Source organism: Cognatundibacterium rivi, assembly GCF_018139565.1.
In the GTDB taxonomy this organism is placed as follows: Bacteria; Pseudomonadota; Gammaproteobacteria; order Burkholderiales; family Burkholderiaceae_D; genus Undibacterium; species Undibacterium rivi.
Window position 1 is genome coordinate 71,739 of sequence record NZ_JAGSPK010000004.1, and the last position, 24,071, is coordinate 95,809.

Annotated in this window: 15 protein-coding genes; 9 read left to right on the forward strand and 6 right to left on the reverse strand. The window is 50.3% G+C overall.

Translation table 11 applies throughout. The features are described from left to right. The first annotated feature begins 208 nt into the window (after positions 1-208). A complete protein-coding gene (locus KDM87_RS17950) occupies positions 209-1,156 on the forward strand; it encodes a M23 family metallopeptidase (RefSeq protein ID WP_212679338.1) in 948 nt (315 codons plus the stop codon). A gap of 253 nt (positions 1,157-1,409) precedes the next feature. Here the strand turns inward: KDM87_RS17950 and KDM87_RS12120 are convergent, their stop codons facing one another. From KDM87_RS12120 to KDM87_RS12140, 5 genes are all read right to left on the reverse strand, one after another. Further along, positions 1,410-2,768, reverse strand: a complete 1,359-nt coding sequence (locus KDM87_RS12120; protein ID WP_212679339.1) for an SIR2 family protein — start codon at positions 2,766-2,768, stop codon at positions 1,410-1,412. Positions 2,769-2,911: 143 nt separating this feature from the next. Continuing rightward, positions 2,912-4,657, reverse strand: coding sequence for a glutamine--tRNA ligase/YqeY domain fusion protein (locus KDM87_RS12125; protein WP_212679340.1), 1,746 nt, complete (start codon positions 4,655-4,657; stop codon positions 2,912-2,914). 374 nt (positions 4,658-5,031) lie between these two features. Beyond that, positions 5,032-6,357, reverse strand: coding sequence for a GGDEF domain-containing protein (locus KDM87_RS12130; protein WP_212679341.1), 1,326 nt, complete (start codon positions 6,355-6,357; stop codon positions 5,032-5,034). Then, the gene (locus KDM87_RS12135; RefSeq protein WP_212679342.1) at positions 6,354-7,337 is read right to left on the reverse strand and encodes an ABC transporter substrate-binding protein; all 984 of its coding nucleotides are present in this window, start codon (positions 7,335-7,337) and stop codon (positions 6,354-6,356) included. Before KDM87_RS12135 ends, KDM87_RS12130 begins: the two co-directional genes overlap by 4 nt. 3 nt (positions 7,338-7,340) lie before the next feature. Then, positions 7,341-9,386 carry a TonB-dependent receptor plug domain-containing protein gene (locus KDM87_RS12140; RefSeq protein ID WP_212679343.1) on the reverse strand — a complete coding sequence of 682 codons (2,046 nt, stop codon included), beginning with the start codon at positions 9,384-9,386 and terminating at the stop codon, positions 7,341-7,343. A gap of 280 nt (positions 9,387-9,666) precedes the next feature. Between KDM87_RS12140 and dnaE the strand changes: the two genes are divergently transcribed. From dnaE to KDM87_RS12170, 6 genes are all read left to right on the forward strand, one after another. Next, the gene (gene dnaE, locus KDM87_RS12145; protein ID WP_212679344.1) at positions 9,667-13,185 is read left to right on the forward strand and encodes a DNA polymerase III subunit alpha; all 3,519 of its coding nucleotides are present in this window, start codon (positions 9,667-9,669) and stop codon (positions 13,183-13,185) included. Between the two features lie 4 nt (positions 13,186-13,189). Next, positions 13,190-14,548: an O-antigen ligase family protein gene (locus KDM87_RS12150; RefSeq protein WP_212679345.1), complete on the forward strand. Its 1,359-nt coding sequence runs from the start codon at positions 13,190-13,192 to the stop codon at positions 14,546-14,548. Positions 14,549-14,727: 179 nt separating this feature from the next. Next, positions 14,728-16,482, forward strand: coding sequence for a lipid A export permease/ATP-binding protein MsbA (gene msbA / locus KDM87_RS12155; RefSeq protein WP_212679346.1), 1,755 nt, complete (start codon positions 14,728-14,730; stop codon positions 16,480-16,482). 148 nt (positions 16,483-16,630) lie between these two features. Continuing rightward, positions 16,631-17,686: a lipopolysaccharide heptosyltransferase II gene (waaF, locus tag KDM87_RS12160; RefSeq protein WP_212679347.1), complete on the forward strand. Its 1,056-nt coding sequence runs from the start codon at positions 16,631-16,633 to the stop codon at positions 17,684-17,686. A 13-nt stretch (positions 17,687-17,699) separates the two neighbouring features. Next, the gene (locus KDM87_RS12165; protein WP_212679348.1) at positions 17,700-18,272 is read left to right on the forward strand and encodes a Crp/Fnr family transcriptional regulator; all 573 of its coding nucleotides are present in this window, start codon (positions 17,700-17,702) and stop codon (positions 18,270-18,272) included. Positions 18,273-18,375: 103 nt separating this feature from the next. Next, the gene (locus KDM87_RS12170) at positions 18,376-19,335 is read left to right on the forward strand and encodes a DUF808 domain-containing protein (protein WP_212679349.1); all 960 of its coding nucleotides are present in this window, start codon (positions 18,376-18,378) and stop codon (positions 19,333-19,335) included. A gap of 107 nt (positions 19,336-19,442) precedes the next feature. Here the strand turns inward: KDM87_RS12170 and KDM87_RS12175 are convergent, their stop codons facing one another. Then, on the reverse strand, positions 19,443-21,308 hold the full coding sequence (locus KDM87_RS12175) for a PHA/PHB synthase family protein (RefSeq protein ID WP_230407751.1): 1,866 nt from the start codon (positions 21,306-21,308) through the stop codon (positions 19,443-19,445). Positions 21,309-21,429: 121 nt separating this feature from the next. On the opposite strand from KDM87_RS12175, the gene KDM87_RS12180 reads away from it, so the two are divergent. After that, entirely contained in the window at positions 21,430-22,827 is a 1,398-nt protein-coding gene (locus KDM87_RS12180) for a TolC family protein (protein ID WP_212679350.1), read from the forward strand. A gap of 119 nt (positions 22,828-22,946) precedes the next feature. Beyond that, positions 22,947-24,059 (forward strand): HlyD family secretion protein, encoded by a 1,113-nt coding sequence (locus KDM87_RS12185; protein ID WP_212679351.1) that lies wholly within the window; start codon positions 22,947-22,949, stop codon positions 24,057-24,059. Positions 24,060-24,071: the final 12 nt, after the last annotated feature.

The following is a 24,071-nucleotide window of genomic DNA, read 5'->3' on the forward strand; positions in this document are numbered from 1 at the left end:
CAACATTGGGCTGTCATTTTCTGACGAAATACCAGCTCTAAAAAACAGAGTGGCAAGTAGCAAAAAGGGTTGCGGAAGGAGGGCGTATGCTACGCTTGCGGTAAGACAGCGCGTGTTAATTCGGCAGTAAAAATTGGTCTGCGCTGAAAGCTGTTCACGGTGAATAAATACGTGCAGCAAGATTATTTTTTTAACGGAAATCCTTAATGTGGAAAAAGTTCGGAATTTGCACTTTCAATCAGCCTTGCTGTTGGTCGCCTGGCTGTGGTCTTCTTGCTGCTTTTCACAAACGACACTGGTGTCAGTAGAGAGTGTCAAAAAAGCGAATTCGACACTGGTTATTGCGAATAATCGAAGTCGTATTCCATTGACTTTAAGCCTGAATTTAGTTCTTTCCAGCAACATCGCCTCCAGCGCGAGCTGGCCGATAGTGCGCTATATTGCACCCGGACAAACGCTGGAGTTAGTCGACATTTCCGCATTCAATAAGCAGCAGAGATACGAGTTTTTTTATAAATTTAATTATGTAGTTGGTTCGCCAGTTGCGCAGCATGACCCGACTGCGAAATACAGATTGCCTTTTATTTCAGAGCAGCCCGTCTTCGTCAGTCAGGCACCAGACGGCCCGATTTTTTCTCACAATGCAGTTTCAAATAAAAATGCCATTGATCTCGTTATGCCTATTGGTACGCCGATTGTTGCGGCCAGATCTGGTTATGTCATCGAAAATGTAAACCAATTTGCAGATAATGGACTGGCGAAGCCTGAGTTTGTGGACAAGGCAAACCTTGTGCGGATTCTTCATGACGATGGCACTTGGGCCGAATATATCCACCTGAAACAATATTCGTCTCACGTCTCTCCGGGGCAAAGAATCGAAGCTGGTATGGTCATTGGGCTGTCGGGGAATAGCGGTTTTTCTACGGAACCACATTTGCATTTCCACTTACAAAAAAATGCAAATGGCATCATCGTTTCGCTGCCCATAGAATTTTGGCATCCGGTAAAGGGCAAGATAACACCCCGCTATCACACCTGGCTTGCGTACGAAAAAAATACTTCAACGACAATCGTGCCTACAAAAAAATTAAAGGAATGTGTAAGAAAAGACGCGATCATTGACGACGCGGTGTTGAAATGTATGAAGCAAGCTTAATCTTGTGAAATAGGGCGGCAGGCAATAATACGGCGGTCAGAATAGGTCTGCGCTAAAAGTTATTCGCGGTGAAGAAATATGTGCCGCCAGCGATCTCTGAACGTTGGTTTTAGACATAAGAAAGGCGCGAGAAATAAAATCACAGCACGCTTTTAACGCGATGAATCGTCAATATCCTTAAAACGCCACCCAATAAAGATGCGGCTCGTGGCAAAAAACACGCCACAAGCCGCACAAACATTACGTAGGGTGCTTACTTATCAATTTCATAGTCCGTGCCATCGACTACTTTTTTAAGCAAGTCGACTGTAGCCTGCGAGTACTTGTGAGTGAAGCTATCAGTAGCTCGCCCGGTTTTTAATGCTACGTGATATTTATTGTCATTTGACTTTATGTTAAAGCCCTTTGTTTCAGTAACGATTTGAATTAGATCTTGCGCCTTACTCCAGTAATTGAAACCAAGTTGTTCTGCAACGCTTGAAAGTGTGTACGGATAGCTTAGATTAACCTTTGAAGGGTCATCTAAATGAGTTACACCAAAAAGTTTTGCAAAATTTTCGCCATTCTCTAGCGAATGTTCGAGAGATGCAAAATCGATCTCAACATTCTTATGCGGTACATCAGATCGAATCAAATTGACAGATCTAGCCATTAAAGAACGGAGCAATTTTAGATTTACATGTTCGAGATTTCCATCGCCTTTAAAGGCTTTAAAGACCCACTCAAAGTTTTGCGCGGTAATATTTTTGATGCGAATATTTTTATCTTCAGAAATGGTCAAGACCTTGTCTCTAGCAGGATAAGACGATGCAGTAATCCCACGATCCCACTCAAGAATATAAATATTAGGGATCAATTGAAAGTTTGCACGAACCATTCGGTCGACGTCGTATAAAACTTTTTTAATATTCGGATCGTTTGCTCCATACCCTATAAAAATAAGTGGGTGCTCGACAAAGTAAGTTAATAACTTTGCACTTAAATATTTATGATCTTCTTCAAAATTTATATAATCTTCGGCACCAATGACGATTGACTGCGGATCTGAAATGCAACCATGAATTTTGAAAATTTCGCCAATTGAAAAAAAAGGTTTTCTTAGAATTTGTTGGCCAATTATTCGATCGTAGGTTGGGAAAATAGATTCAATTATTTCGTCGTAATTAGTGGTGATAATTGCATGAGGCGAAATATTTTTTATTGCCGAAATTTCAGCTTTTAGTTCGGCACTTAAGGGCTCTCCAGACTCTTCACGCAACAATACCGAGATCATGTGTTTCAAGAAAATATCTTTTGGAAATTTTCCACTTCGATATTCTTCTGGAAAATGTTCTTTTCCCGCGCCCCATGCCCATTCAACATAAGCTTCAGCAAAGACACTTCCGATCTTTATCGGATCATTATATTTCTGCTTATAATATGCGTAGTCTTTATCAATCGTCGGACAAAGTTCTGCCAACTTCCGTAGAAGTTCATCCCAATTTGGTTTTTTTGCATATCGTTTGGAAAATCCAGAACCGATAAATAAAATGGGCTGGCATAAAGCTTCAGTCAACACAGTCTCAATATCCGCGGTTACCTCTGCGATATATTGGTTGTAGTCAAGTGGCATAAGCATCCTATTTTTTGCTAAATTTTGGTCAAATAACAAACGATATTAGTTTGGGTGAGTCTAATTTACTTCGGCCAATTGGAATATGCTTCAGCGATGGAACGTTCAATGATATCGAAAAATGATCAGCGAAGACGAGACGATCACTTCCCCCACGAATCCTTCAAAGTCGTCACCCGATTAAAGACCGGTTTCCCCACGACAGAATCCACACGATCCGCGACAAAATAGCCGTGGCGTTCAAACTGTAAACGCGTATCCGGTGTCACGTCTTTCATGCCGGGTTCTACGTAGGCTTTGACGATTTCTAATGCGTTTGGATTGAGCAGTACCATGAAGTCTTTGCCGCCTGCATCTGGATTCGCATCGGTGAACAGGCGGTCGTACAGGCGCACTTCGGCTTCTAAGGCGTCGGCGGCGTTGACCCAGTGGATGTTGCCTTTGACTTTGTAATTCGCGCTGCCTTCGGTGCCGGATTTGCTGTCGGCGAAGTAGTTGCAATGCACGGCAATCACGTTACCGTTTTCATCTTTATCGCAACCGGTGCATTCCACGACGTAGCCGTAACGCAGGCGCACTTTGTTGCCGGGGAACAGGCGGAAGTAGCCTTTGACGGGTTCTTCCATGAAGTCTTCCTGTTCTATCCACAGTTCTTTGCCGATGGTGAATTCGCGGTTGCCGCGTTCCGGGTGGTGCGGGTGAACGGGGGCGCTACAGGAAATATTTTCGCCTTCAGGGAAGTTGTCGATGATCAGTTTCAACGGGCGCAGTACGGCGGTGGCGCGTGGTGCTTTCGGGTCGAGGTCTTCACGCAGGCAGCCTTCGAGTGTGCTGTAATCGATCCAGCCATCAGAGCGGGTGACGCCTATGCGTTCGCAGAAAAGCTGGATGGATTCTGGTGTGTAGCCACGGCGACGGATGCCGACGATGGTGGGCATGCGCGGGTCGTCCCAACCGCTGACGATGTTTTGCTCGACCAGTTGGCGCAGTTTGCGTTTGCTGGTGACGACGTAAGTTAAGTTCAGGCGCGCGAATTCGTATTGGCGTGGCACGGGTTGTTTGAAGAAACCGCCTTCGGCTGCGCGGGCGATAATCCAATCGTAGAACGGACGGTGATCCTGGAATTCTAAGGTGCAGATTGAGTGCGTGATGTTTTCGATTGCGTCTTCGAGCGGATGCGCGTAGTCGTACATCGGGTAGATGCACCATTTGTCGCCGGTGTTGTGGTGATGCGCGTGGCGGATACGGTAGATTGCCGGGTCGCGCATATTCATATTTGGTGACGCCATGTCGATTTTGGCGCGCAGGATGTGGGCGCCATCGGCAAATTCACCGGCTTTCATGCGGCGGAATAAATCCAGTGATTCGCTGGCTGTGCGATCGCGGAAAGGCGAGTTCACGCCAGGCCGTGAGAAATCACCACGATTCGCCGCCATGTCTTCAGGGCTTTGGCTATCGACGTAGGCATGGCCAGCATTGATCAGGTATTCGGCAATCGCGTAGAAAGTGTCGAAATAATTGCTGGCGTAATACAGGTGATTGCCGCCGCCGTTTTGTGCCGAGGCTTGCCAGTCGAAACCCAGCCATTTGACGCTATCCATGATGGTGTCGACGTATTCCTGATCTTCTTTTTCTGGATTGGTATCGTCAAAGCGCAGATGGCAAACGCCGTTGTAATCGCGGGCTAAACCGAAATTGAGGCAGATTGATTTGGCATGGCCGATGTGCAGGTAGCCATTTGGTTCTGGCGGAAAGCGGGTGATGACGGCTGGCATGCCATCGCGCTTGTAAGTGCCTGCGGCGTTGTCGTTATCGATAATGGCGCGTAAAAAATTGGAAACGGGTGCGGTGGTTTCTGCTGCTGCCTTATTTTTGTTGTCGTTGCTCATAAATTAAACCGATAAAAATGAAATGTTGGATACGAGACCGGCGCGCTGGTTCGTTGACAGGCAGATGGCAGGCGCTTTCTGGTGAATTGCTTTGCGCAGGCGATGCGCAAGAGACGCCCAACCTCATCTGTGCCCGTGAGCGAACGTGCGCTTCAGTGCTTCCATAATGGGATGACAAGCATTTTACCGTAGCGCAGCACAGAAAGCGCATTTGTTTGGCGGCTGTTTGTTGTGCGGATGCTGGCGCTAATGCTGGTGTCAGGCGTGAGCGCCATTGTATGGCGCACCACGTATAAATGGCTGATGCAGGATGGATGCTGAAACTGAGTAGAGCCGGGCTGCTTTGTGCCTGCCCCGGAGGCAACAACGATGCATCAGTTTTCTTTGTACTCGACGCGGTTTCTGCCATTGTGTTTCGCGGCATACAGAGCATTATCCGCGCGCCGTATCATTTCAGAGATGTTGTCGGGATGGCGGTGAGCGGCAACGCCAAAGCTGGCGGTGCGTTTGCCTACGGTCTCGAATTCATAGACTTCGATCGCGGCACGCAGCTCTTCTGCAACCGCAATCGCGTCTTCGGCGGTAGTTTCGCGGAAGATCACGATGAATTCTTCGCCGCCCCAGCGTCCAACGGCATCACTGCTGCGCACGTTTTTCTGCAGGATTTTACCGATGCTGATCAGTACCTGATCACCGACCTGATGACCATACGTATCGTTGACTGACTTGAATTTATCAACGTCGATAATGGTCAGTGCAAAATTGCTGCCGTAACGCTGGCTGCGCAAATGTTCTTCGTCAAGGATGGTTTCGAGTTTGAAGCGGTTGTATAAACCGGTCAGGCGGTCGGTATTGGACAGATATTCGAGGTCCTGATTTTTCAGTTCGAGCTGGCGGGTACGTTCGCCGACCAGTTTTTCCAGATTGGCATTGACCTCCAGCATTTCATCGTGGCTGCGCTGAATTTCAGACGCCATTTTATTAAATCCATCTTCGAGTTCCTGAATCTCCCCGCCGGAATTGGCGAGGATGCGGGTACTGAATTCGCCTTGTGCCATGCGATGTACGCTGTCGATCAGGCGTGACAGCGGGCGTGTCAGATCATTGCTCATACGCAGCGCCAGTACGGATGCAAACGCAGTGCCGACGACGCCGATCAACAGGCTGACAATCGCAAACAGGTTTTTGCTGCGCTGGCTGGATGCGGTACTGAGTTCCAGATAGACGTAGCCCAGCAGCTTGGCTTTTTCTGCTCTTTCTTTGGTCGCGCTGTCGAATAAATCAAATGCGTCGCCTTCGGTATTGCCCTGATAAATCGGCGCACCGAAAATCAGGCTGCCTTTTCCTTTTGAAATGCGGCCTTCCATGGCTGCTCGCTGGTGTTCTGCGGTGAGCACATCGGGTTTGCCGCTGATGGCAAGAATATGCCTTTCAGTGTCAGTAATAATCACGGCTTGCGAATCATCTTCTTTCATGATCGCTTGCGCCATTGATTGCAGCACCTCACGATTACCTGAAAACACGCCGTATTCGCAGGCGGGAGCGAGATGACGTGTGATCAGCGCACCGCGCGCTTTGAGCGCACCATCAATTTCAGTAATACCGACCACGACGACCAACACCGTCAACAAGATCATGATGGCCCATACCGGCACCAGGGCGATAAACAGTATGCGTTTTGATAGCTGCCAGTTTTTCATTGCGCCTGCTCCGACGTTAGCCTGAGATGGCGTTGGATTTCAATGTCGGAATCGATGCTGAGACCCAGCGAGCGGGCGACTTGCGGATTCGTATTCACTGAAAAATAGCGAGGATACTGCGGCGCAGGCAGGCTGCTGGCCGAGGATAAATTGCTGATAATTTCTGCAACCTGCTGGCTGATCTGGGCAGGAGTGCTATACACCGCGGCCAGTGCGCCCGCCTTCACGTAGGAAGCGGAAAAACCAAATAAAGGCACTTGCTGCCGGTAGCTGGTCAATAAAATGCTGGAAATATTATTGCGGTTATAGATCTGCGCATCGGGCACGGCCAGTATCACATTGCTGTTGCTTAATAGCCGGCGCAGTGCGTTCAGCAATTCTGCATCATCGGTGACAGATTCGATATTCACTGTCAGATCGACTTCTTTTGCTGCGCTTTGCAGGGCGGAAATGTAGTCGCTCGATTCTCTGCCCAGCAGAATGCCGACTTTGGAGCGGGGCGGCATGGTGGCGCGTATCAGCCGTAATTGTCTGCTCCATGACTGATCCATATAGACCGCTGAAAACCGACGTTGATCCTGGTTGCGGTTGTATTGCTTTGCTGTTTTGATGAAGGTTGCCCTCGGTACCAGCACGTTCAGTACGGGATTCGTAGCAGGCTTTTGCGCCATCGCCACCATCGCTGGCGTGCCAACGGCAATCACGAGCTGGTTGGCAGCGGCACGGCTGAATTCATCATTTGCCATATTTTTCAGCGAGAGCAGCCTGACTGAGGTTTTATTTGATGGCTGCAAAAGACTGTTGAGGTGATTTGCAAATTCTTCGTATGCGCCACCTTCATCACTCAGGACGATAGTGATGTTGTCCAGCGTATATGCCGAAGCGGTGACGCCGGAGAACAGCATGAGTGCCCATCCGAGCAGGCAGGCGTAGCACTTGCGGCGCAAATCCCTGCTGATCAGTCGGCGTAAGCGTCCCATGATTTAAAAGTCGACCTTCAGTTTCAGTCTGGTTAAGCGACCTGGAAATTCGTTGTCGTGGCGATATTCAAAGTAATGCGCATTCGCAATGTTTTGCACGATCAACGCGAGCTCAGCCTGATTCCCGGCCATTTTAAATTGATAGGCCAGACGTCCATCAAAACGGCGATTGCCATCGACGTAATAACCACGATTCATGACGGGATTGAAATCGGTAGCATTGAATTTTGTCTTTGCTACCTGATAAGCAACCAGGCTGCCTTGCCATTGCTCATTAAATTTATGGCTGATTAACAGGCTGTGGCTGTATTTGGGTAATGAGTCGCTATAAATAACGCCATTGATGTTGTCACTTTTGACGGTGCCTCCTGATAATCCGTAAATAATACGGGTCGCGTCACCCAGTGGCGCTTTGACTTGCAACTCGTAGCCACGCATTAATGCGCGACCGGCATTCAGATCGCCGCTGATCGCAGATTTTTCTTTGCGAACGTCGATCAGCTCATTGTAGTCGTCATAAAAAATGCGGAAATCGATATCGGCTTTGGCGATTTTCCCCATGTAGCCAATTTCTGTTGATTGGACGCGTTCCGTTTGCAGTGGTGGCAAGCTGGGGTACATATCTGCACCGCGCCAGTAGCTCTCATAGACCTTTTCATACACCGATGGTGAACGGGTTGCGCGTGAATGACTGATTCTGAATGTGTGATCAGGAGAAACATGCCAGTTGAGTGCAATCCTTGGTGTGACGTCGCTACCGGTGTAGGTATTGTGTTCCGCCATCGCCCCGGCATTCAACACCAGATCTGGACGGACTCGCCATTCCAGATTGCCGAATAATCTTTGCAGATGGTAAGGAAAATCACCGTAAAGGTACTGGTTGTCACCGACCCCCAGATAGTACGGTGCATAGGTATTGTCGTACCGTACACTGCCGCCCCACACCAGACGGGTATTTTTAAACGGTGAAAAGGTGTGTTGCGCTTCCAGATCAAAACGGCTGAATCTCGCGTCACCATCACTGATGCCATCAGAATCGATCAGCCTGGCGTTGACTCTTTCCTGCGTATGAAACGCTTTCAGGCTTAGCTCTCCGCCCGATTCCAGCGCGCGGCGCCAGTAGAGCATTTCAAAATGATTTTCTGCCCGGCGCGTGACGGCTGCGACGTTGTCGTATTCACCAACTTCGCGCGGGCCGCCATTGTAGCCAAACTGAAATTCCAGCGTGTCGCTGGCGTTGATCTGGTAATCCGTACGCAGATTGAAAATCTGCATCGTTTTATTATCGTATTTATTCAGTGTCCAGAATTTATCCTGAGAGGTCGGATGCTGGATAAATGCGTTTTCCCCGTCATCCTTGCGTATGCTCGCAGTCAACCGGTAGCTGAGATCACCACTTTTTGCGCCATAGCGAAATACGCCTTCTGAGCGGCTGTTGCCATACGAAAATGAAGCCGACGCACCGCGGGATTCCGCCGCATGCAGGGTAATGATATTGATGACACCGAGATAAGAATTTGCGCCATAGCTCGCTGAATCCGGGCCGCGTATCACTTCTATGCGTTCAATATCAGCCAGAACTATCGGCAAATCGCTCCAGTTAACCCCGCCAAACAAGCCTGAGTAGACCGAGCGGCCATCAATCAGCACTTGCATGCGATCAGATGTCGTTGTTGTCACCATGCCGTGATAGGCAACGGTGCTGTCTGCAGAGAAATACGGATCAGCATGGTAGGCCACATACATGCCAGGAACCAGCCGGAAGATTTCGGACAGATCCCAGGCACCGGAATCTTTGATCATTTGCTTATCAATGACGGTGACCGCCGCCGGAGCTTCGTTGATGGGCTGAGATAAGCGTGATGCGGACAATACGACGGGAATATCATCCAGAAAAATCGACTCCCCTCGTTCTGCCGATTCCTCCAAAAATGCGGCGTGCGCGTTCAGGTAAGGAAAAAATAGCAATACAGCAAATAAATGACTGTATTTGCGGCTTGATACGCGGCGCGAAAATACAGCATCTGGCATGCTAAAAACAGTTGGCAAAATAGGCTCCGGAAGGCGTCAATACTTGGTTTGAGCTTAACACAGCACTTACGCGCCGCTGTCGTGCCAATGCAACTTTGCGGATAATCTGCCGGGGATTTTTCTTAAAACTCAGCGAGGGTCTTTCTTGCTGGAAAAATTCTTTGCTTCTTCGACAAAAGAGTGTCTGATCGGATAAGGTTTCGTCATAGTCATCAGTATCCTGATCCTTATATGTCGTACGTAAATATGTCGTGCGTAAAGTTGATGTACAGAACTGGGCTCGCGGTAGAATAGCGGGATGACTACAGAATTAACACTTTCTCCAGAAGCGAACGCTCAAGCAACATCCGCTGCGCCTTCCGATCCAAAATTTGTCCATTTACGTATCCACTCTGAATATTCGATTGTGGATGGTCTGGTACGTATTGATGACGTGATTAAGGCCGCAGCCAAAGACATGCAGCCAGCAATGGCGATTACTGATCTGGCAAATCTATTTGCCATGGTTAAATTTTATAAGGCAGCCCGGGGCAAGGGGATTAAACCGATTGCCGGTTGTGATGCCTGGATTACCAATGAAACCGATCGTGAAAAACCATCACGTTTGATGTTACTGGTCAAAAATCGCAAGGGTTATTTGCAACTTTGTGAATTGTTAGCGCAAGCCTGGCTGACGAATCAATATAAAGGTCGGGCCGAGATACGCTTTGAATGGTTGCAGAAATTGCATGAGCAGGGCGAAGGCGGTGGCTTGATCGCCTTGTCCGGTGCGCATTTTGGCGATGTCGGCGTGGCGATTGATAATGGCAATCTGGCATTGGCAGAAGAGCATGCGCGCCGTTGGGAAAGTATTTTTCCTGACCATTTCTATATCGAAATACAACGTGCAGGCCAGGCCAACATGGAAAATCATGTGCGGCATGCGGTAGCGCTGGCAAAGAAATTACGCCTGCCGGTAGTGGCGACGCATCCGGTGCAATTTCTGAGTAAAGATGATTACATGGCGCACGAAGCGCGGGTCTGTATCTCGGAAGGTGACATGCTCGCGAATGGTAAGCGTGTGCGTCGCTTCAACGACCAGCAATGCTTTAAGACGCAGGCAGAAATGCAGGCGTTGTTTGCCGATATGCCGGCGGTTTTGCAAAATTCCGTAGAAATTGCCAAACGCTGCAACCTGACGCTGGAACTCGGTAAACCTAAATTGCCCGATTTCCCTACCCCTGATGGTATGGATATTAATGAGTTTCTGGTGCATGAGGCGAAGCGCGGGCTGGAATTCCGCCTTCAGCATCTGTTTCCAAATGAAGAAAAACGCGAGAAAGAGCGCGCCCGTTATGAAGCCCGCCTGAAGTTTGAGACCGATACCATCGTCAAGATGGGTTTTCCAGGCTACTTCCTGATCGTTGCCGACTTTATTCAATGGGCAAAAAATAATGGCGTCCCCGTCGGCCCGGGCCGTGGTTCCGGTGCCGGTTCACTGGTTGCATATTCACTGCTGATTACCGATCTTGATCCTTTGCAGTACAACCTGCTGTTCGAACGTTTCTTGAATCCAGAACGCGTTTCTATGCCCGACTTTGATATTGACTTCTGTCAGGAAGGTCGTGACCGCGTCATTCAATACGTGAAAGACCGTTACGGCAAAGAAGCGGTGTCGCAGATCGCTACCTTCGGAACGATGGCGGCCAAAGGTGCGATTCGTGACGTGGGGCGTGTACTCGATTTCGGCTATATGTTTTGCGATGGCGTGTCTAAACTGATTCCGTTCAAGCCGGGTAAGCAGGTGACGATTGCGGAAGCGATCATCGAAGAACCTTTGCTGGCCGAGCGGCAGGAAAACGAAGAAGAAGTGAAGACTCTGCTCGATCTGGCGCAGCAAGTTGAAGGTATTACCCGCAATATCGGTATGCATGCCGGTGGTGTGTTGATTGCGCCAGGCAAGCTGACGGATTTTTGCCCGCTTTACACGCAGGGCGGGGATTCCGGCGTGGTGTCGCAATACGATAAAGATGACGTCGAAGCCGTTGGCTTGGTGAAGTTCGACTTTTTGGGTTTGACAACACTGACGATTCTTGATCGGGCGGTGCGCTATATCAAAATGCTGGATCCTTCGATGGCGGATTTTGATCTGGCGAAATTGCCGCTGGATGACAGAGCATCGTATGAATTACTGACCAAAGCGAAAACCGTCGCTGTGTTCCAGCTGGAAAGTCGCGGCATGCAAGGCATGTTGAAAGATGCGCGGCCTGATCGCTTTGAAGACATTATCGCGCTGGTGGCGCTGTATCGCCCGGGTCCTATGGACTTGATTCCTGACTTCTGTAAGCGTAAGCACGGCGAGAAATTTGATTATCCCGATCCGCGTACTGAGGGCATTTTGTCCGAAACCTACGGCATCATGGTGTATCAGGAGCAGGTGATGCAGATGGCGCAGGTGGTAGGTGGTTATTCACTCGGCGGTGCGGATTTGCTGCGTCGTGCGATGGGTAAGAAAAAAGCCGAAGAGATGGCAGAACATCGCCAGATTTTCCGCGACGGCGCAGCCAAAGACGGTTTGCCACAAGAAAAAGCCGACGAGATTTTCGACTTGATGGAAAAATTCGCGGGCTATGGTTTTAATAAATCCCATGCTGCCGCGTACGCGCTGTTGTCGTATCACACTGCTTACCTGAAAGCCCATCACCCAGCCGCGTTTATGGCCGCCAATATGTCGCTGGCGATGGACGATACCGACAAGGTAAAAATCTTAGTCGAAGACGCGATGGATATCTGCAAGCTGAAAATGCTGCCACCGGATATCAATCAATCGGATTACCGTTTTATGCCAGTCGGTGAACCCGGCAAGAAAGCGACGCAGATACGTTACGGCATGGGCGCGGTTAAAGGCTCGGGGCAAAATGCGATAGAAAATATCATGGCGGTACGCGCTGCCGATGGTCCTTTCAAAGATTTGTTTGATTTCTGTAAGCGGGTCGATAAACGTCAGGTGAATCGCCGCACGATAGAGTCATTGATTCGCGCCGGTGCAATGGATTGTCTGGGAAAAGACCGAGCCGTGTTGTTAGCGACGGTATCACTGGCGATAGAGGCCGCGGATCAGGCAGAGGCTGCGGCAAATCAGGTCAGCCTGTTCGGTGACGATGACGATCTGATTCCACCGCCGGACTACATTGATGTTCCTGTATGGTCTGACAAAAAACGTTTGACAGAAGAAAAGCTGGCGCTGGGATTTTATTTGTCCGGTCATTTGTTTGATTCGTATGCACCGGAAGTGCGTCAGTTTATTAAGACGACGTTAGCGAAAGTAGAGCCTTCGCGTGACTTACGCCTGATCTGCGGCATCATTACCGGTGTCCGCACGCAAATGACGCAACGTGGCAAGTTGCTGATTGTGACGCTGGATGACAGTACGGCTGTGGTCGAAGTCACCGTTTATAGCGAGATCATGGAAGAGTTCAAATCCTTGTTTAAGGAAGATGAATTTCTGGCGGTGCTGGGCAAAGTTTCTGAGGACCGTTTCTCGGGAGGCTTGCGGATTTCGGCAGAAAAAGTTATGGATATCGGTCGGGCAAGGGTGCAGTTTTCTCAAGGCTTACGTCTGACATTACAAGCCAGTACCGATACCAAAAAACTGCAGGAATTGCTGAAGCCGCATCTGAATGCGGATGGTTGCCCTGTATTGATCAGCTATCAGAATGCGGAGGCGAGTGCCGAATTGTATTTATCGGACCAGTGGCGCGTGAATCCTGATGATCATTTACGTCTGAGTCTGGGTGAATGGTTGTCTCCGAAAAATGTCACGATCGAATACGCCTGATTTCATGCCCACTGATACTCTCCTTGCCGCCGATGCCAATGTCGTTTCAGCCGCACATTTGAGCGTACCGTTGAAACGACACTGGCGTCAGCGATTACCTGAACAGATACTGATGTGTCTGCCGCTGACCCTGTTTTTTCCGGTCGGTGTGATGTATGCCGGTATCTTTTTTTTCTATCTTGCGCTGATCCTGTCGGGGCAAGCATCCCGCAAGCTGGATAACATCCGGCAGAACCCGCTGTTAATGCCGGTGCTGCTGCTGACGGCAGTCAGTATCGTCATCGCGCTGACGCAGCAGCGACCGCCTGAGATGGAAAAAGAGTTCTGGCCCGCGCTGATGCATTACCAGACTTATCTGTTGCTGCTGCCGTTTCTGGCGCTCGATGCGGGAGAATGGCAGCGTAAAGCAGTCTCTGTGTTTTTCGTTGGTGCCGTGATCGCTTCCACCTTATTTGTTGTGAATTTCTTTCATGTCTTGCCGGATAACACGCTGTTCCACAGCTATGTTTTGTATCAGGGTAATAAATCCATTTTGCTCGGCGTCTTGTTAGCGATTGCTGCAGGCTGGATGTTGCATGAATTGCGTTTGCGAAAAAATCATTATCTGTTGCGTATTCTGGCGTTGCTGTATGTGGTGGCGGCCTTGGTGTTGCTGTCAAAGACGCGCACTGCGAGCCTGATGTTTGTCCTGATGTGCGGTCTGATTTTGTTACGCAATCTGCGATGGAATTTACGTAGCCTGTTGTTGCCGTTGGTGTTGTTAATCGCCATCGCAGCTTGCTTGAAATATGTCGCAGACTTGCCGCGTCCGGCGAGTTGCGTTGTGAGTCAGGTGCAACTGCCACCGTGGGATATCGCCAAATTACGCGCCGTTTGCACAATCCAACAGGCGAACGATTTTGCGCATGGAAAAAAATCCTCCGATGATGACGGCATGCGTGCTGAAATTTACCGGATTACCGCAGGCATGATTGCGGAAAAACCGTGGAGTGGACATGGTATTGCATCGTGGATGCCGAATTACCGACAGCGCTCACAAGGTTTGAGCAGTAACGGTATGACGACGCCGCATAATGACTACTTGCTGTATGCAACAGAGTTAGGCATGGCGGGCGTTGCGGTCTTGCTGTGGATCTGGTTCAGTCAGTTCAGAATTGCCAGGAGAATGGCGCTCAGTAAAGATAATTCAATCAAAGACAAAGCTATGCTGCTGAGCATGTTAACCTTGGCGATGATGACAGGGGCGATGTTCAATGCGATTTTGCGCGACGCGGTTTTCGGTCTGGCATTCATGATTCTGCTGGCGATTCCACTTGCCGGTGTGCGCCAGACTATGCTCAGAGAACAAGCGAATCAGGCCTGAAGCAAATGGCGCTGGTTGCGTTGTGTTGTGTAGTGGCGATGAGCTTGAATGCAATGTTGCGCAGGAATAGTTTTTATGGGGAATATTTCAGAATGAAAAAGCAATCCTCTATATCTGCTGCGCCTGACAGGGTGAAAATGCCTGAAAACCCGCATAAAATATAAGACATTATAAAAAATATGAGTTTGATTAATAAAGAAACGATCACAGTATTTCAGCGGCTATGGATATCGGTACAGGCATATCGCTCACGGATTTTGCTGGCATTGCTGACGATGCTGGGCACGGCGGCGACCGAGGTCATGTTTCCGAAGGTATTGGGTTATCTGCTCGATCACGGCTTTAAAGGTGAGCAATCGCATCTGGCTTTATGGAAAATTCCGGTCGCAATTATCGGTATTTTTCTGGTACGCGGATTGTGTACCTTCACGACCAGCTATCTGATGAGCTGGATTTCCACCAAATTGCTCAACGAATTACGTGCCAAAATTTTTGACCGCATACTGAATGTGCCGGTCAGTTTTTATCAGGCCGAATCCAGTAGCCGTATCATCAACACCATCATGTTTGAAGCGCAGCAGATCGTCGAAATGCTGAAAGTGTCGATGACAACGCTGTTCCGCGATTCGCTGACGGTGCTGGTGCTGTTGCTGGCCTTATTGTGGCGCAACTGGCAACTGACTATCGTCGCGTTGGTGCTAATTCCGGTGATGGCGGTGCTGGTGCGCGGCGTCAGCAAGCGCTTGCGTAAGCTGAATCAGAATCAGCTGAGTGTGAACAATGAACTGACGCAAGTGATAGAAGAGGCAACCCGCGCGAATCAGGTGATCCGCATTTTTGGTGGTCAGCAATACGAGCAACAGCGTTTTGAAGATAAAAATGAAAAACTCCGTGGCTATGCGATGCGTACCACGGTGGCAGTGGCTTCCACCACGCCGCTGACGCAGCTGGCAGCGGCATTCGCTGTCGCCGTGGTGATTATGATTGCGGTGTCGCAGGCGGCAGCAAACCAGACCACGGCCGGTAATTTTGCTGAATTTTTCACACTGATGCTGTTATTGCTGACGCCACTCAAACGTCTGGCGGATTTGAATGGCCCCATGCAGCGCGGGCTGGCTGCATCTGAATCGGTGTTTGGTCTGATTGATACTCCGCCGGAAACCGATAGTGGCGAAAACCTGGCGGGACGGGCACAAGGCAAGCTGGAATTCGTTGCAACCAGTTTTGCTTATCCGGGACAAGAGCAGCGCGCCCTGAACAATATCAACCTCAGCATACAGCCGGGCGAAACCATTGCGCTGGTTGGCATGTCAGGTGGTGGCAAGACTTCGCTGGTGAATCTGGTGCCACGTTTTTATACGCCGGCAGAAGGCGATATTTTGTTGGATGGACGCTCGTTAAGTGCTATTTCGCTTACCAGTCTGCGCCAGCAAATAGCGATGGTGAGCCAGAATGTGGTGCTGTTCGACGATACCGTCGCCGCCAATATTGCGTATGGCGACCCGCAGCCGGATTCAGCCCGCATTGCCGCTGCTGTGCAGGCAGCGCATCTGAACGATGTCGTGCGTGATTTGCCGGATGGTTTGAACACCATGATCGGCGATAACGGTAATCGCTTATCCGGCGGTCAGCGTCAGCGTCTGGCAATTGCCAGGGCAATTTATAAAGATGCGCCTATCCTGATTCTGGATGAAGCGACTTCTGCACTCGACAGCGAATCCGAGCGCGCGGTGCAGGAAGCACTAGATGAACTGATGCAAGGGCGGACGACGTTGGTGATTGCACACCGGCTTTCCACAATTGAGCGTGCGAGCCGGATTGTGGTGCTGGTGGACGGACGGATTGCCGAGACCGGTACGCATACAGAACTGTTGACCAGAGACGGCGTGTATGCAAACCTGTATCGTTTGCAATTTGCGGACTCAAGCAAATAGCACGGTTGCTGCATCGGCATGCTGATCGCCTGATGGTATTGGCGTATTGCTGGCATCAGTTTTGCGTAAAGCCGATCAGACTATGTACTATGCTGCATAAATTTTTAAATCCGGATGATGGGCTCTTTTTCATGGAACAAGTAGCACGATGACGCAATCAGTTTCACCACCAACGCCGCGATTACTGGTAATCGCTCCGAACTGGATAGGTGATGCAGTAATGGCGCAGCCATTGTTGCAACTACTCCGGCAGCAATATCCTCAGCATGCAATCGATGTGTTAGCACCGACGTGGGTGGCACCGGTTCTGCGGGCGATGACTGAGGTTGACACCATATTGGAGACGCCGTTTAAACATGGCGCATTGCAATTACGTGAGCGATGGCGTTTTGCCCGCTTACTGTGCAGGCGTGGCTATGATGCGGCCTATGTTCTACCAAATACCTTGAAATTTGCATTGCTGCCCTGGATGGCAGGAATAAAAAAGCGTGTTGGCTATAAAGGCGAAAGCCGCTATGGTCTGATCAATGTGATGCACTTTGACGATAAAGCGCAGCCCCGTCCTATGGTGACGTTTTATGCGGCACTGGCTTTTGCGCCGTCACCGCAGGCACCGTTGAACTTGCCCAGACCAATGCTGACAGTCAGTGCCGCGCAACGCGCCGCGGCCTTACAAAAGGTCGGTTTATCCGACGAGAATCCTGTCATTTGCTTCGCCCCCGGTGCGGAATTCGGTTCCGCAAAACGATGGCCGGCCAGCCATTTTGCGACGCTGGCGACATTAGTGCTTGCCAGTTATCCGCAAGCGCAAGTCGTGTTATTGGGTTCGCCGAAGGATGCATCGGTCTGTGATGAGATCGTGGCAGCTTGTCCACAAGTGCATCACCTGGCAGGAAAAACCTGTCTGGATGATGCGGTGGCGCTGATGTCAACGGCTGTCGCGATGGTCGGCAACGATTCGGGACTTTTACATATCGCCTCAGCACTGAATCGCCCGGCTCTGGCGATTTACGGGCCGACAGATCCCGATCATGCGCCGCCATTTTCAGATATTGCGCATTCGTTTTCTTTGCGTCTCAAATGTGCCCCGTGCAAGCAGCGTGAATGCCCGCTGGGGCATCATGATTGCATGCAGAAGTTAAACCCTGATCTGGTATGGCCGCATTTACAGTCGATTATGAAGGCGGCCTTAGGTGGTGTTTAAGGAATCGGGCGAGATGAAGCAAATCAGGGACTTACTCGAACGTGCCGCTGGCAAGCCTTTGCCGGATTGGGATCTGTTACGTGCTTCGTATCAGTTACGTCAGTTCAGCAAAGGTGAAAATATCTTCGGTGCCGGAGAGTGGCAACCTTATGTGTATGTTGTCCGCTCCGGTATTGTGAAGCTGACCTATCTCAGCGAAGGTGGCCAGGAGTGGATAAAGTCGTTTATCGGCGAGGCGGATTTTTTTGCCTGCCCGAATGTGTTGCTGGCTGGTTTGCGTACCGATTACTTTGCGACTGCAGTTGAACAATGCGAGATCGAGCAGGTTGATTATTCGGAAATCAATAAGCTGATCGCCCTGCATCCGGACTGGCAGCGGGCGATACGTCAGTTACTGGAATGGCACATCGTGCGTAAGGAGCAGCGCGAGCGTGAACTTTTGACGATGGCTCCGGAAGAGCGTTATCAGTCATTTTTAAAAAACTATCCTGCGATTGCATCCCGCATACAGTTGCGCGATGTCGCTCATTATCTGGGGGTGACGCCGGAAGCCTTGAGCCGTATCCGTAAGCGTATCCAAACCTGATCGGATGTAGCTGGATATATGGATTGCCGCTAACAGCGTTTGCGTGGCAATGAATTCCCGCACTGCCGTGCTTGTTTGAATTAAATTGAAGAGAAAGGGCATTATGGCCGGAGGAAGTTTACTCGCGCTGTTTGATGATATTGCGACAGTGCTGGACGATGTGGCGGCGATGACTAAAATTGCCGCAAAAAAAACCACTGGCGTTTTGGGGGATGATCTTGCCTTGAATGCCGAGCAGGTGGCTGGTGTCCGCGCGAACCGGGAATTGCCGGTGGTATGGGCTGTTGCACTTGGCTCTATGAAAAATAAAGTGATACTGGTGCCGCTGGCGTTATTGCTGAATGCGCTCGCCCCTTGGGCGGTGACACCTTTGTTAATGCTGGGTGGTGCGTATTTATGTTTCGAAGGATTTGAAAAGCTGGCGCATAAGTATCTGCACAGTGTAGAAGAAGTCAGCAGCGAGCATGAGCAGTTATTAGCAGCCGTCGCTCATGATGATGCAAGCATCATGGTGTTTGAAAAAGAAAAAATCAAAGGCGCAGTCCGCACGGATTTTGTTCTGAGCGCCGAAATTATCATCATTACTCTGGGAACCGTGGCGTCTGCCCCGTTTACCTCGCAAGTGACCGTATTAGCGATGATTGCGGTGATCATGACGATCGGTGTTTATGGTCTGGTCGCAGCGATAGTGAAACTGGACGATGTTGGCTTATATCTGAAGCGCAGAAATGCAACGGGCATCGTGCGGAGTTTGTTGCAAGTGACTGGTAACGGCTTGCTGGCATTTGCGCCACGGCTGATGAAATCTTTGACGGTGATTGGCACTATCGCCATGTTCATGGTCGGTGGCGGCATACTCACGCATGGTATTCACGTGATGCATGATCTGATACAGAATGTCGCGCAAGCAGGCGCAGATTTACCGCTGGTGGGTGGTGTGTTGGCCGCCGTTGTTCCTTCGGTGCTGGATATGCTGTTTGGTGTTGTTGCCGGTGCGCTTGTTTTGGTGGTTGTGAATGTGGCTGAGAAGCTCAGGCATTTGTTCAGACGTAATGCCGCATAAAAATGACGGCTGCATACGCATAATTGCGCTCGTTGATCGAAAAAAAGAGGCAGGTTTTACCAGCCTCTTTTTTTATTGGGAGTTATCTGACGGTGACACCAACGATTTCAGGTTTCAAATATGTATTGTCCCGGTGCCGCGCCCAGATCTGCATCATGGCGTGGCTGCAGGGCTTTGATCTGCGTTGCCGATGAATGTCTGGTCAGCCATTGCTGCCAGTAAGTCCACCACGAGCCTTGCTCTGTTTTGGCTTCCGTCAGCCAGACATCCGGATCTTCATAGCTGGCGCCATGTCCTTTGCTTGGCATAAACTGGTAGCTGCGATGAGCATGACCCGGCTCTGAAACAATGCCCGCATTATGGCCACCCGAGGCCAGTACAAAGTCGATGCTGGTATCCGTCAGTACGTGAATTTTGTAAACAGAGCGCCAGGGTGAAACATGGTCTTTCACGGTTCCCACGACAAACATCGGTATTTGTATGTCTTTCAGTGCGACAGCATGCTGGTGTACTTCGTAATGGCCTTTCGCCAGATCATTATGCAGGAACAGATGTTTTAAATATTCGCTGTGCATGCGATAGGGCATACGGGTTGTATCCGCATTCCATGACATCAGATCATTCGGCTTATTGCGCAGCCCTAACTGATAGTCACGCATAATTTTTGACCAGATCAGATCGCGGGAATTGAGTAACTGGAACGAACCTGCCATTTGTTTGCCATCGAGATAGCCTTGTTTCCACATCAGAGCGTCCAGCATGGCTAACTGGCTTTCATCGATAAATAATCCGAGTTCGCCTGGTTCGCTGAAATCGGTCTGGGCAGCGAGCAAAGTAATGCTATTGACCATAGCGGCGAGCGGTTTTTCGCCATGAATTTTTTGCCCAGCCAGAGCGGCAGCTCCGATCGCCAGCAAGGTGCCACCGAGACAGTAGCCGACAGCGTGCAAGGGCTTTTTGCAAATGCTGTGAACTTCTTTTAATGCCGCAAATAAGCCGCTGTCGAGATAATCATCCATACCAAGATCGCGATCTTCACGACCCGGGTTACGCCAGGAAATCATGAATACGGTGTGACCCTGCTCAACCAGAAAGCGCACCATGGAATTATGTGGCGACAGATCCAGAATGTAGTATTTCATGATCCACGAGGGAACTATGAAAATAGGTTCTGCATAAACCTTTGGCGTCTGCGGAGAATACTGAATCAGTTCAATCAGGTGATTGCGGAAAACGACTTTGCCCGGTGTGACGGCGACGTCCCGTCCTGGTTTGAACGGAGCTTGTTCTTCATCGTTTTCTTTATCTTCATTCGTCGGCAGACTGACGCCAACGTCTTCCAGCCAGTGCGTGAATCCAGTCAGGATATTTTTACCACCGCTTTGCTGCGTTGCTTCCAGGACTTCCGGATTAATCCAGGGAATATTTGACGGGGAACTCATATCCAATAGCTGTCTGGCCATGAAGTTGACGACATCTTCATGATGCGCAGTGACGCCACGTATGCCGGTAGTCGCGGTATTCCAAAAATCCTGCGTTTGCAGAAAGGCTTTCGACATTGCGTTAAATGGCCACTGCGCCCAGCCGCTGTGGGAAAAGCGTGTGTCCGATGTACTGGCCGGGACGCTGTACTTTATCGCCTCTGCCGTGTTTGTTGCCGGTGTTGCTGTGTTAGAGCTGAGTGTTGCTGCACGCATAAAAGCAGGCCATTCGGCTGCTTGTTTTTGCAGCAGTCCAACCAGTTCAATTTGCTTGCCCGGCGTGGTCGCCAGATGCATCGCCCAGTCCGCCCACGCCAGATTGACACTGGCCGGCGAAATCCCGCCTGTCAGTTTCGCGATGTGATTTTGCAGCGCCATATCCATAGGATTAACAGGGGCTTCTTCTCCGGTCAGATAACAAATCTGGTCGTGATGTTCCTTATTTGCAGGCAGGGATGTTATCGTATCCTGATGGGGCTTATTTGTACTCATCTGACTTTCCTTTAGCGGTAGTTCCGATTGTCACAAACTTCAAAAGGGGGTGAATTGATGCGAATCAATTCGATTGTGCACCTTTATCAATACACTGCGATGACTAATGTCTGGTGCTAATATGAAAAACTCTGTTTTCAATCTTCATCGACTGCCATTATGCACTTGCCTGCTGAAACAAGGCGACGTGAAAAAAAACAGTCACCCTCGAAAAATCCTATGGTTACCCGTCAGTTTGTTTTGCCTGCACTTGTTGACTCTGAGTGGCACGGTATATGCCGCAGAATCGCTGGAACAGGCATGGGATATTGCTCTCAAGCGTGATCACGTGCTGGCCTCTGCGCAATACAAAGAGCAGGCGGCACAGCATCAACTCAGCTCTGCGCAGGCGAATTACTTGCCTAAACTCGCTGTCGAGGCGGGTTATTTAAGAACAGAGTCGGAGCCTGCTGCCAAGATTAATATTCCTGCTTTGCCTATGCTGAAAGGTGCCAGTCTGCCGTTTGCGCAAGATTCGGCCTATTTTGGTGGGGTGACAGTGTCCGCACCGCTGTACACCAGTGGGAAAATTTCATCCGCGGTGGCTGCCGCACAGGCGCAGGCCGACGCCAGCGAAGCCCGTACCAAGCTGACCCGCAGCGAATTAAAACTGGCAATCGCGCAGTCGTATATCGCTGTGCTGCGGGCTGAACACGCGAACGAGGTTGCGAAAAGCCATATCGGCGCGGTGAGCAAACATGTCAGTGATGTGCAGGAATTGTTCCAGCAAGGCTACGTGGCAAAACATGACTTACTGGCTTCTCAGGTTGCGCTTGCAAATGCGCAGCAACTCGGCTTGCAGGCAGCGAATGCGCTGGAACTGTCGCGTGCCGCTTACAACCGCTGGATGGGGCGTCCATACGATCAGGCGGTGGAGTTGGTCGATATAGGTCAGGCAGGTCAGACACCGGCTGAAAGTGATCTGAATACCTTATTGCAGACCGCAAATATGCAGCGTAAAGAATTGCAGGAACTGACGATGCAAAGTACCGCTTTGCAAAATCAGGCTGCCAGTGTACGTGCCGGGCATTTGCCGCAAATCGGTGTCAGTGCTGGTTATAGCAAACTGGAAAATCGCTATCTGGCCGAAGATAAAGCCTGGTGGGTAGGTGTCGTGATGAAATGGGAACTGTTTGACGGCGGGCTGATCCGGAATCAGGCATCACAACTCGCGGTCAATGCACAGGCCGTGCGCGAAGCAGAACTCGATGTCCGGGAAAAGATAGCCTTGCAGGTGCGCCAATCCTGGTTATCGCAGCAAGAGGCGAACGCCCGCATGCAACTGGTGTCAAAAGCCGTTGAACAGGCCGATGAAACCTTATTGTTGGCGCGGGAACGTTATCGCTCCGGCCTTGCGCCGAACAGTGATGTGCTGGATGCTGAAACGCGTCGTTTGCAAGCATACTCGAACCGGGATAATGCCTTGTACGACAGAGCCTTTGCGCGTCTGCAATTGCAGCATGCCGCCGGACAGCTTTGATATGAGCGCACATCAGTCAGCATTCATTCAGCACCTGATCGCGGGCAGTTGCCGCGCACTACAAGCGTACGCTGGCTCGTCTCTGCCTAGCGTCCCCCTTTATCAATGTGAGAATACAGATGGAAAAAAATCGTAAGTTTATCGGCCCTGCATTGTTGGGCGTTGCCGCCATCGTGATTGGCGTTGGATTTTTTTATTATCTTGCCAGCAGCCGTAAATTACCCGAAGGACTGATCGCCGCCAGCGGCCGCATTGAAGGTGATCGTATCGTCGCTGCCGCCAAGTACCCCGGCCGCATCAGTAAAATATTCGCCAGAGAAGGTGACACCGTGGCGGCTGGTACGGTGGTCGCGCAACTGGAAGATACCAGTTTTCAGGCGAAGGCTGAGCAGGCAAAACAGGCGCTGAATGCGACTGATGCACAACTGAAAGCAGCACAAGCGAATTTAGATATTGCACAACGGGAAGTGCCGATGGGCGTCAGTGTTGCTGATGCCGGCGTCAGTCAGGCGCAGGCGACGCTCGCTAAGGCCAGCGCGGTTGAACAGCAGGCGCGGCGCGATGCGCAGAGACACAAAGAATTGTTTGAGCGCGGTGTCATCGAACGTCACCGCTATGAACAGGCTGATCTCGCATGGCAGGTTGCGCAATCGGATGTGAAAGCGGCTCAGGAAGCAGTGAAGCGCGCGCAACAAGGTTTATCTCAGGCCGGGCTGGGAACAGATAAAGTCAAAGCCAGACAACAGGAAGTGGAAGCCTTACGGGCGCAACGCGACAGAGCGGCCGCCGCTGTAATGGAAGCCGATTCTGTGCTCGGCGATCTGGTGATCAAGTCACCGGCAAGCGGCATCGTCCTGACGCGTCTGCGGGAGCCGGGAGAAGTGGTGTTACCAGGCGGCGCGGTTGTGGAAATGGTGAATCTGGATCAGCTGCATTTAAAAGTTTATGTGCCTGAATCAAAAATCGGTCAGTTGCGTCTGGGATTACCAGTACGTATCTACACGGATGCGCAACCCGATCAGTTTTATGAGGCGACCGTCAGTTATATTTCTTCCCGCGCTGAGTTCACTCCTAAAGAAGTGCAGACGACGGATGAGCGCGTGAAACTGGTGTATGCGGTCAAACTGGCGATTGCAAAAAATCCCGATCATAAGCTGATGCCAGGTATTCCAGCCGATGCAGTTATACGTTGGAAAGAGAATGTCACCTGGCAAAAGCCACGCTGGAAATGAACTTGTCTGTGG

What these genes read in the sequence shown, in the direction of transcription:
- KDM87_RS12120 (WP_212679339.1), bottom strand. Translation starts at nt 2,768, where the DNA reads ATGCCACTTGACTACAACCAATATATCGCAGAGGTAACCGCGGATATT.
- KDM87_RS12125 (WP_212679340.1), bottom strand. Translation starts at nt 4,657, where the DNA reads ATGAGCAACGACAACAAAAATAAGGCAGCAGCAGAAACCACCGCACCC.
- KDM87_RS12130 (WP_212679341.1), bottom strand. Translation starts at nt 6,357, where the DNA reads ATGAAAAACTGGCAGCTATCAAAACGCATACTGTTTATCGCCCTGGTG.
- KDM87_RS12135 (WP_212679342.1), bottom strand. Translation starts at nt 7,337, where the DNA reads ATGGGACGCTTACGCCGACTGATCAGCAGGGATTTGCGCCGCAAGTGC.
- dnaE (WP_212679344.1), top strand. Translation starts at nt 9,667, where the DNA reads ATGACTACAGAATTAACACTTTCTCCAGAAGCGAACGCTCAAGCAACA.
- KDM87_RS12150 (WP_212679345.1), top strand. Translation starts at nt 13,190, where the DNA reads ATGCCCACTGATACTCTCCTTGCCGCCGATGCCAATGTCGTTTCAGCC.
- msbA (WP_212679346.1), top strand. Translation starts at nt 14,728, where the DNA reads ATGAGTTTGATTAATAAAGAAACGATCACAGTATTTCAGCGGCTATGG.
- waaF (WP_212679347.1), top strand. Translation starts at nt 16,631, where the DNA reads ATGACGCAATCAGTTTCACCACCAACGCCGCGATTACTGGTAATCGCT.
- KDM87_RS12165 (WP_212679348.1), top strand. Translation starts at nt 17,700, where the DNA reads ATGAAGCAAATCAGGGACTTACTCGAACGTGCCGCTGGCAAGCCTTTG.
- KDM87_RS12170 (WP_212679349.1), top strand. Translation starts at nt 18,376, where the DNA reads ATGGCCGGAGGAAGTTTACTCGCGCTGTTTGATGATATTGCGACAGTG.
- KDM87_RS12175 (WP_230407751.1), bottom strand. Translation starts at nt 21,308, where the DNA reads ATGAGTACAAATAAGCCCCATCAGGATACGATAACATCCCTGCCTGCA.
- KDM87_RS12180 (WP_212679350.1), top strand. Translation starts at nt 21,430, where the DNA reads ATGAAAAACTCTGTTTTCAATCTTCATCGACTGCCATTATGCACTTGC.
- KDM87_RS12185 (WP_212679351.1), top strand. Translation starts at nt 22,947, where the DNA reads ATGGAAAAAAATCGTAAGTTTATCGGCCCTGCATTGTTGGGCGTTGCC.